Origin of the sequence: Acinetobacter lactucae (assembly GCF_013344765.1) — a bacterium.
GTDB lineage: Bacteria > Pseudomonadota > Gammaproteobacteria > Pseudomonadales > Moraxellaceae > Acinetobacter > Acinetobacter lactucae_A.
Window position 1 is genome coordinate 1 of the sequence record NZ_JABVBF010000148.1, and the last position, 8,732, is coordinate 8,732.

The 8,732-nt window shown below is 35.7% G+C and carries 7 protein-coding genes; 4 read left to right on the forward strand and 3 right to left on the reverse strand.

What is annotated here, in order from left to right:
* Nucleotides 1–5 precede the first annotated feature (5 nt).
* The gene (locus tag HUN22_RS13365; protein ID WP_368074580.1) at nt 6–587 is read left to right on the forward strand and encodes a uracil-DNA glycosylase family protein; all 582 of its coding nucleotides are present in this window, start codon (nt 6–8) and stop codon (nt 585–587) included.
* Nucleotides 588–604: 17 nt separating this feature from the next.
* Here HUN22_RS13365 and HUN22_RS13370 read toward each other — a convergent pair whose 3' ends face one another.
* Nucleotides 605–2,170 carry a phospholipase D family protein gene (locus HUN22_RS13370; protein WP_174730263.1) on the reverse strand — a complete coding sequence of 522 codons (1,566 nt, stop codon included), beginning with the start codon at nt 2,168–2,170 and terminating at the stop codon, nt 605–607.
* A gap of 222 nt (nt 2,171–2,392) precedes the next feature.
* On the opposite strand from HUN22_RS13370, the gene HUN22_RS13375 reads away from it, so the two are divergent.
* Entirely contained in the window at nt 2,393–2,827 is a 435-nt protein-coding gene (locus tag HUN22_RS13375) for a GFA family protein (RefSeq protein ID WP_174730280.1), read from the forward strand.
* A gap of 301 nt (nt 2,828–3,128) precedes the next feature.
* Here HUN22_RS13375 and HUN22_RS13380 read toward each other — a convergent pair whose 3' ends face one another.
* Nucleotides 3,129–4,286 (reverse strand): catalase family protein, encoded by a 1,158-nt coding sequence (locus HUN22_RS13380; protein WP_174730266.1) that lies wholly within the window; start codon nt 4,284–4,286, stop codon nt 3,129–3,131.
* A 182-nt stretch (nt 4,287–4,468) separates the two neighbouring features.
* Here HUN22_RS13380 and HUN22_RS13385 point away from each other — a divergent pair, with 182 nt between their 5' ends.
* A complete protein-coding gene (locus HUN22_RS13385; RefSeq protein WP_174730269.1) occupies nt 4,469–6,340 on the forward strand; it encodes a non-contractile tail sheath protein in 1,872 nt (623 codons plus the stop codon).
* 228 nt (nt 6,341–6,568) lie between these two features.
* A complete protein-coding gene (locus tag HUN22_RS13390; RefSeq protein WP_174730272.1) occupies nt 6,569–7,678 on the forward strand; it encodes an S-(hydroxymethyl)glutathione dehydrogenase/class III alcohol dehydrogenase in 1,110 nt (369 codons plus the stop codon).
* Nucleotides 7,679–7,731: 53 nt separating this feature from the next.
* On the opposite strand, the gene HUN22_RS13395 is transcribed toward HUN22_RS13390, so the two are convergent.
* Nucleotides 7,732–8,703 carry a DUF4882 family protein gene (locus HUN22_RS13395; protein ID WP_174730274.1) on the reverse strand — a complete coding sequence of 324 codons (972 nt, stop codon included), beginning with the start codon at nt 8,701–8,703 and terminating at the stop codon, nt 7,732–7,734.
* Between the last annotated feature and the right edge of the window lie 29 nt (nt 8,704–8,732).

Below are 8,732 nucleotides of genomic sequence, written 5' to 3' on the forward strand. Positions count from 1 at the left end.
TGACAATTGAGATAGAAACGCATCCACTTGAACCTTTTTTACCTGAAAATACCCGTTTACTCATGTTAGGTAGTTTTCCACCACCACGTAATAAATGGAAGATGGATTTTTACTATCCAAATTTCCAAAATGACATGTGGCGAATTTTTGGTTTAATTTTTTTCCAAGACAAAACTTACTTTTTAAGTGAAAACCAAAAAAACTTTAATGAAGAACGTATCCGAAACTTCTTGATTGAAACAGGTATTGCAATCTTTGACACGGCTTACCAAATTAAGCGATTGAAGGGGAATGCCGCAGATAAATTTCTTGAAATCGTAACACCAACAGATCTTGCAGTTTTACTTCAGCAAATTCCCCTATGTCAGACTATTATGACTACTGGTGATAAAGCGACTGACACTTTAATTTCAGTTTTACCAGAACATACCGAAAAACCACTTATAGGAATATCTACCTCGACTTACTTTGCGGGACGTAACATTGATTTACACCGTCTACCATCTTCTTCTAGAGCTTATCCTTTAGCACTAGAAAAGAAAGCAGAAGCTTATCAAAAGTTCTTTGAAGAAATTGGAATTTTATAAGTAAAGCTGAAGCGCTTTTACATCATCCATTCAACTGGTAGATATGAAACAGCCTTAATCATGGTGCGTTGGAAAAGACTCGTATTCGGGTCTTTTTCGTATTCAACAACTTTTCCATTCGACTGATAATCTAACCAAATAATTTTACCTTCACTGTTTAATTTGAGCTGGTAAGCCACTTGAGGCAAGTGCTGATCGAGCATTACTGAAATTTGAGCCTGTAATTGACTTGACTCAATAATAAGACCAACCTCAGTATTTAAATAAGTCGAACGTGGATCAAAATTAAACGAGCCAATAAATACTTTACCGTCTACGTCAAAAAATTTGGCATGTAAACTCGATTTGTTTTTACCTTTTGCGGGAATAACGCTTCCAGTTACAACCTCATACCATGTTCTGCGTCTGCGTTCTAAAAATGGCTTAAATTCAAATAGCTCTACACCGCTTTTAAGCATCTCGACCCGATATTGACTATAAAAAGCATGCACAATCGCCACATCATTTGCAGCAAAAGAATTGGTTAAAACCCTGACTTTAACACCTTGTACTTTTAATTGTTTTAAATAATAAGTTCCTTGCTGGGTAGGAACAAAATAAGCTGAAGCTAATTCGATATGCTGCTTTGGTTCCCCCATAATCCCTATGACTTGCCCATAAAGCATCTCTTCTTTAGAAGCTATTCCTAAGATTTTTTTAGGTGAATCTGCAACAAAATACGCTTTTGACCATTGAATGGGGTAGTGCTCTAAAAGTTCTTTTAAATAGCTTTGAGCATCGTAAAGTTTATCTTCGGTTTGACTATGGTTTTCACTTTCATGAATTAAATCATGATAGTGTTGCCGTAATGATTGTAAGTGATGGACCGCACATGTTCCGACCAGTTCTGTAGCATTTTGACTCAAATCACTTTGCCAAAAATCATTAAAGACAGACTGTGCATGTTGTACTGTATATCCATAAAATAAAATATCTAGATCTGTAAATTGAAATTTACTACTTGCATCAAAATACTCACTACTGATATTTCGACCACCTGTTACTGCAATTACGCCATCTGCAATAATTAACTTATTATGCATACGATGGTTTACTTTTTTGAACCGAAAAATATAATCTAAAATTCTTAAATATCTAAACTTGTATGGATTAAATAATCGAATTTCAAAATTAGGGTGGTGTAGAAGACTTCTGAGAACTCCATCAAGCTTTACTCCATTTTGATCATCAATGAGTAAGCGAATTTTCACACCACGATCTGCCGCCGTTAACAACTCATGCAGCATTAGGTTGCCAACAAAATCATTGGTCCAAATGTAATATTGTAAATCGATTTTTTCTTTGGCATTTCTAATCAGATACATTCGAGAAGCGATACTGATAAAGGCATCATCTAGCGCCACAAAAGCTGTTAATCCTTGTTTAGTTTTTTCGGTAGCTTGCTCATCATTCAACCAATTAAAGCTATTCGTCACTGTATCATTCTCATCAGGGTCGTATGTACCGTTATACGAAGGTGTATTTGTAAAGCCCCAAGCATTTAATGCCATATTACTATACTGCTGATAGAGTTGATTGATCATGTAAGCTTTTAAGTCGCATCCAAGATAAGCACATCACAGCATTTTTATATTCAATTTATATGTCAAAATTCATATTAAACGTTATAAATACATTCTGCCAAGTCTCAACTCTGGCAATTCCTTATTTTTATAAGTATTTTTAAGAAACATATCCATTTAGAAATAAAAGTTAGATTTCACCCTCTTAAGCCTAATGCTATATTCAATATTATTTTTCAAAGGATATTCGAGATGAGTCATGTAGGTTCTTGTCTATGCAATGAAGTCAAATTTTCTATTAGTAATGAAATAAACACGGTCTATCATTGCCACTGTAGTCTCTGCCGTAAGCAAACCGGAACGGGGGCAAATGCAGCAACTTTAGTGAGTAAGGAAAAATTTGAATGGTTATCGGGTGTAGGGCTTGTCAGTACCTATAAAAAAGAAACAGGCTTCACATCTTCATTTTGTAGCAAATGTGGATCACCAGTACCCAATTTAGTGGGCAGCACTGACTTTATGTGGATTCCATTAGGACTGTTAGATCAAGATATTGTTGTGCTAAAAAAACTTAATTTTTGTATTGTTTCAAAGTCAAACTGGGCAAACATAGTAGCGGCTGATCAATCTTACAACCAACTTCCCACTTTAAATGAATTAAAAATATTTTTTGATTAGAGATTTTTTAAAATGAGACTTAGTTTACATTAACTTTATTTTTATTCGCCTAAAATATAATAAAACTGTTAAAACCCTTTTATAACTTTGAACTTATATCTAATAGATAATTAATCAGAAAGTAGAAATGTCAAAATATTAGTAATAAATATTCAAATAATTATTTTGATAACTTAAAAAATCTTATTGTAGAAATCAAAAAGCTATAGATTAGATATGAGCGTGATTCCAAGAAATAAAAGTAAGATGACTTTATCTGTAAACTCATTTTTCAATTATTCAACCATGATAGAAAGAGTATTTAAGGTTCTTGTCTAGGTGCTGAGTTCATATCATGGCGAATTCTGCTTATATTTTCATAAATGACTTTGCGCATTCGATTGACTGCACCTAATGGTTTATGTGCTGGTAGAGCATGCCACGGTGTGAAAGACAGATTCTCACAGAATTTATTTTGCTCGAGCGTATCAAAATTTTGCTTTGGAATATGAATAGTTGCTACTTGATAGAAAGGGGCTACTTTTTCATCCCATTCTGTCATCGAATCTTCTACTAGCATTTTACTTAAAGTTCTTGGCTGAATAAGAAACTCCATACAGGCATCAGAGTTTTGCAAAGTATTCTTTAAAGCTTCTCTTAAAAAATCATGAGGAGGGTTTTTAGGTAGATTATTTGGTGTTACCGAACAAGCACGAACTGAATATTTAACTGCTTGCCGATCATTACCAAGCCCTAACTGATAGGGAACCATAGACCAGTAACGTGCATATAATGGATTTGCGATCTGTGAATTACGTGCTCCGAGCGCATTCATGGTTCCTTTAAAACCTAAGGCAACCGGGATATGAAGTTTTCTGATCATATTGCGACTATTCACATCGTTCATAAAAGAAAGATATCGTTTAGCATCATTCGCAAAAAAGACTGGATGATTAATCATAATAAAATCTTGAGTGGTTGCTTGCTTTTCACTTTCTAAAATTTTCTGTCCAGACACACCTAAAAGTTTTATCGCTATGCCACGAGCATCTTTGTCAATATCGGCACTAGTGGCATCATTAGAGGCATTCGAAAAACGAATCCATGCTTGATAACTCTGATCTGGGACAAAAATACCTTTAGCGAACTGAGCCGGTATATTTTTTGAGACATGAAATTCGGCTCGAACACACCCATGCGCTTTAGGGTGTGCATCACGCAAAGCATTTCCCGCCGTATATTGTTCACGAATTGATTTTTCAATGACTTGAGCTATGTTTTGAGCTAACACTTCCTCATTAGGCTGTAACTTTTCTCCTAAAAATGGATCGATCTTTGGATAAGCAATATTTTCTGAAGAAATCTTTACAGATGATGATATTTGAGAATGCAAGGTCTCACTACAACCTGTTAGTGCAAAAACAAGAGGAGTAAATACAAACAACATCCTAAAATGTGTAGGCTGCATAAAATTTGACATTTATTATTTCCTCAGTGCGAAAATATTTTAGGATAATATTAAGTTTAATTATTTAATTTTATTTTGATCTTTATCAAAAAATAAACTGTAAATAATTTAAACCTCATTGTTACTTATATGAACAATAAAATAAGAATTATTATTTAATATAAAACCTCTTAATACATTAAGAGAATGACGACATGATAACTAATCCTCAAAATGTGCAAAATAATTCCAATTCATCACCACATCCAATTACACAAAATACACTTATTGATCGGTTCAGTCCTATTTATTGGAGAATAGATGGCCCGCAAACGATGTCTTTCGCCATTACGAACTATGGAAATGGTTTTGAAGCATCTTTTAGATCACGTATGACAAATGATTTGGTAGGAATTACTTGGGATTCTTATGACACTAAAGATCATAAATTTTTAGCGTATGAAACCAAATATAGCTATGCAGGGGTGGTTTGGGACTTCGATATTGAGTTATCTACCTCTATGCCAGTGCTGAACAATCCAAGTTTAACACCGACATTAACGGTGTACTATCATGACAATGGTGTAGATAAAATTGCATATGTTGTCTTATTTAACTATGCAAATAATCCTTCATCACGAACGGCGCATATTCATATTAATTGGGATACAGTAAAAGCAGGTTTCTCTGCTACAGATAGCTTTCCAGTAACGAACATTCAACGCATTTCATTTTCTGGCTTTACCAATGACTATAATGGCCAAACTGCCACACCTTTAAGTCAACCAAAAGATGGCTACATTCGTCTGACCAACTCAGTTGTGACTGGAACTAATGCAAAGTTAAATTTGAGCCGTGTGGTTGTACCACAACATAATTATGGGATCTGTACAAGCTACGATGACCACTATGATTTAAACCCTCAGCGCTTAGTCAACAATATGATCGCTTTGGGATATCAGGGGTTAGTAAACCATTATTGTGGAATGTCACATTACCCTGAAATGACATGGAAAACTGATATTAATAAATGGCAAATACCAGATACCTTGGTGACAGGCGAGGCGGTCGTTAATTCATGTACCCTTAAATGGCATGAGAAATATGCTCAGGCTTTGAAAAATGCTAGTATGCAGCCTATCTTTGGGGTCAGCTTTGAAATGTATTCCTTGGGGGCCAATGAATATTGGGCTCAACGTGACTGGAACAGTAATTTGGGTAAAACAGGCTACCAACCACCGAGCTATTTTTTTAGTTTAAGTCATCAGAATGCTTTGGCATATCTACATAAGGTATTTATTGAGTTTGCAGATACAATGGTTGCTGGTGGATGTGATGTAAACATGCAAATTGGTGAACCTTGGTGGTGGTATAACACAGGTACAAACCTACCTTGTGTATATGACTATCCAACTAAACTGGCATTTAACGCAGATACAGGTTTATATGCACCAGATTTGGGTACAATTTATGAAGCAATGAATAAAACAGGAACGCCATATGATGAGTTTAAAACATGGCTCAGAAATAAATTAGGTCAAACCTGCCAAGACATTCGCACCGTTATCAAAGCAAAATACTCCACTGCCAAAGTTAGCCCTCTTATTTTCTTTCCTTCTATTCAATCTCCAATTCAGACTTTAGCTACTTATATTAACTATCCAAGCCAACATTACTCATATCCTAATTTTGATTATATGATGACAGAAGCTTATGACTGGCTATTGGAAGCTCGCTTAGACTTAGCACATCAAGCAGTTTCACAAATACCTATACAAGGGCTAGGCTATCCTGCAAATAAAGTCATTTATTTATCTGGATTTGTTCCTGATGCATCTATTGCTTATATTTATGGATTCGATAAAAACAAACCTTATCGAACTCCTATTTGGCAACGAATTTTTGGTGACATGAAAAACAATGTTCCTCTCGGTTTAATGAAACAATTTATCTGGGCCTATCCACAAGTTATGTATGATTCAATTACGATTGATACTACTCAAGCCCCAAATGGCTTCTTTGTTGAGAATACGCTTTATGCTCCAATTAGTGATAACACACCATATCCACCAGATATTTACCCCTAAGTAAAAACAAGCTGCTTATAAGATAATGATTTGATAAGAAACCTCTTCAAGTAAGAGGTTTTCTTCTTTTTTAAATGTAGGCTTGCTTAGATGTACCTGACTGGCTATGCTGTGATGGATTGTCATGAAAGCCAATTTTAATTTAAGCAAAATTAAGCTCTTGTATTATCAGTATATAATCTATTTTGCTCGACTATAAATACCGAATGATTTAAAGGAAACCCAAAGATGAAATCTCGTGCAGCTGTCGCCTTTGCCCCAGGAAAACCTTTAGAAATTGTTGAAGTTGATGTTGCACCACCTCAAGCGGGTGAAGTTTTAATAAAAATTACCCATACAGGGGTATGTCATACCGATGCTTTTACATTATCTGGAGATGACCCAGAAGGTGTTTTTCCTGCTATCTTAGGTCATGAAGGCGCAGGTGTTGTGGTTGAAGTGGGTGAGGGCGTAACAAGCGTTAAACCTGGTGACCATGTGATTCCACTTTATACAGCTGAATGTAAAGAATGCTTATTCTGTAAATCTGGAAAAACCAACTTATGTGTTGCGGTACGTGCTACTCAAGGTAAAGGTGTAATGCCAGATGGAACCACACGTTTTTCTTATAATGGTGAACCGATTTACCATTACATGGGTTGTTCAACCTTTAGTGAATATACGGTAGTTGCAGAAATCTCTTTGGCTAAAATCAATCCTGAAGCAAATCACGAACAAGTTTGTTTACTGGGATGTGGGGTGACTACTGGTATTGGCGCCGTGCATAACACAGCAAAAGTACAAGAAGGTGATTCAGTTGCTGTATTTGGTCTAGGTGGTATTGGTTTAGCTGTTGTACAAGGTGCACGTCAAGCGAAAGCAGGACGCATTATTGTCGTAGATACAAACCCAGATAAATTTGAACTTGCTAAACAGTTTGGCGCTACAGATTTCTTAAATCCAAAAGATTATGAACAACCTATTCAGCAAGTGATTGTAGAAATGACAGGTTGGGGCGTAGATCATTCATTTGAATGTATTGGTAATGTCAATGTTATGCGCTCGGCTCTAGAGTGCGCACATCGTGGCTGGGGGCAATCTGTTATTATTGGTGTAGCTGGTGCCGGTCAAGAAATCTCGACACGCCCATTCCAGCTAGTGACAGGCCGTAAATGGTTAGGTACTGCTTTTGGTGGGGTAAAAGGCCGTTCACAACTTCCTAAAATGGTCGAAGATGCTATGAAAGGTGAGATTCAACTTGAACCTTTTGTAACGCATACAATGCCTTTACAAGACATTAATACTGCTTTTGATTTAATGCATGAAGGTAAATCAATTCGTACTGTTATTCATTTTTAAAAAAGAAAAAGGGCTGTGATTCAGCCCTTCTTTATGACTTATAGTTTTATATCTTAAATGACATTACCACACATGTCAGTGGTACCTTGAGGATAGTTAAACTGTAGTGCATTACGGTCAGTAATGAGTTCATTAGATAGTTCTTGTGTAAATGATTGCTCAGAATAAATTGATATACCACTTAGAACAGAAAAACTTATATTTTCAAGTGGGGCAGGTAAAGTAGATTGATACCCCTGATCAACCCCATTAAAAATGAAACCGACCTGCCTAGTATTCTGATTAATATATATACCTAAACGTTGGTATTGCTTTGTATTATTTGTCATATTCTGACTTTTAAAGTAAGGATTATCAGGCCCACTATTATCACTAAGTCGGTAAGCTACAGAATAGCTTAATCTAGGGGGATTCTCACCAAAGTCTGGATCATAAGTCCCCATATCAAACCCATAGTTGGATCTAACCGTGTAACCATTATTTGTTACACCCATAAAACCAATGTTAGAAATATAAGAAGAGTTACCAAATGATGAGTTGCCAAGTGCTATTGTTGGCACTTTAAGCTCCATTTCAAATGCAATAATACCTGTATGAGGTAGAGTTAAATCTCCAATGTCATTAGACGAATTAAGACTAGTTTTACTTCTAGCTATATAATCTAAATTGCCATACTCACTTTCTGGCCTAGGCTCTACTTCGAAGCTAAATTTTTGACCATTGATCGATGGGAATATATTCATAGGAAAATATTCAGGATGTTCATTATTCCATAGATCGAAGTCTTCTTGAGTCGCGTCAAAATTATATTTACAGACTGGGCCAGAAGAATTAAGGGAATTCGTTTGTGCCAAAAGCATTTGAGGCGCTAATTTTTCATTCTTTGCAGTTGATGAAAAGTTTTTAGATGTGACTTTTTGGCTAGCCTCATTAGGCGTTACTGTATTGGCATTATCAGAAGATACCTCATACATTGCCCAACATAATGTCACTGCACTAACAGCAACTATACCTATTTTTTTCATAAATTTTCCTATTAAGTTAAGTATTAAAT

Coding starts and splice junctions, on each gene's coding strand:
- HUN22_RS13370 (WP_174730263.1), bottom strand. CDS start 2,170: ATGATCAATCAACTCTATCAGCAGTATAGTAATATGGCATTAAATGCT.
- HUN22_RS13380 (WP_174730266.1), bottom strand. CDS start 4,286: ATGTCAAATTTTATGCAGCCTACACATTTTAGGATGTTGTTTGTATTT.
- HUN22_RS13385 (WP_174730269.1), top strand. CDS start 4,469: ATGATAACTAATCCTCAAAATGTGCAAAATAATTCCAATTCATCACCA.
- HUN22_RS13390 (WP_174730272.1), top strand. CDS start 6,569: ATGAAATCTCGTGCAGCTGTCGCCTTTGCCCCAGGAAAACCTTTAGAA.
- HUN22_RS13395 (WP_174730274.1), bottom strand. CDS start 8,703: ATGAAAAAAATAGGTATAGTTGCTGTTAGTGCAGTGACATTATGTTGG.